Raw genomic sequence first — 733 nt, 5'->3', positions numbered from 1 at the left:
CCTTTGTGCTGTTATCTCCCTATTGTTCGCTTGTTTCATGTGCTATCTTTGGACGGATGCAGCCAAAGACCGGGACAACTACAAGCAGTATTATGAATACTTCCAAGAGCAGGCAAGGGAACAAAAGGGAAACAAATAAACTCTAACTTTACGAATTATGGGAACAACGGAACACGAAGAACCCCGGTTCTTCTTCATACTGAACAAGGGTGCGAAGTCCGGCGGCGAAATCACCCATGCTGTCCTAAACGGTAGTATCGTTTCGAAGCCGGCAGGCTGGGACGCCTTTCATGGGCTTGTACTGGCGAAAGAGAAACTAAGCAGCGAGGAAATACAGCGGCAGATGAAAGAGCTTGGTGTAGAAATGGAAATCGTTCCTCTGATTTGACAAGATTACCCCGGCTGAAATATACCGGGGTAATCTTGTCACTTATCCTTGATTTTCCCTTTAAGGGCGTTTATAATCCACCCTTTTGGATTTGTTTTTGTCCTTGATTTTCCTCTAAGTATGGCGAGTTCTGTCATGATGTCTGGAAGTTCCATTTGTGCTGTTACAAATAAATCCCGGTTGTTTTTGATTTCTTTATCGGAGAACTCCAAAGATGTTTTTAAGTAACTTATCACTTGCCTACCTAAATCCCATGAAAGCCCGGTTTGCTTTTGTAGCTCTTTTTTGTATAGCTCTGCATCACGATGCTCTGGCTTGAATATTGGATAGAAGTTGAAACTTACA

The 733-nt window shown here is 43.0% G+C and carries 2 protein-coding genes; one reads left to right on the top strand and one right to left on the bottom strand.

Annotation, left to right across the window (positions count from 1 at the left end; genetic code table 11):
* Nucleotides 1-157 precede the first annotated feature (157 nt).
* Nucleotides 158-388: a hypothetical protein gene (locus tag IE107_RS34570; protein ID WP_007755891.1), complete on the top strand. Its 231-nt coding sequence runs from the start codon at nt 158-160 to the stop codon at nt 386-388.
* Between the two features lie 38 nt (nt 389-426).
* On the opposite strand, the gene IE107_RS34565 is transcribed toward IE107_RS34570, so the two are convergent.
* Nucleotides 427-733: hypothetical protein (locus IE107_RS34565; RefSeq protein ID WP_444545026.1), on the bottom strand; the 307-nt coding region annotated here is incomplete at its 5' end.

The sequence above is a fragment of the Streptomyces gelaticus genome, from assembly GCF_014649535.1.
Lineage (GTDB): Bacteria > Actinomycetota > Actinomycetes > Streptomycetales > Streptomycetaceae > Streptomyces > Streptomyces gelaticus.
The sequence above is the reverse complement of the archived record's forward strand: the minus strand, read 5'-3'. Positions and strand labels throughout refer to the sequence as shown.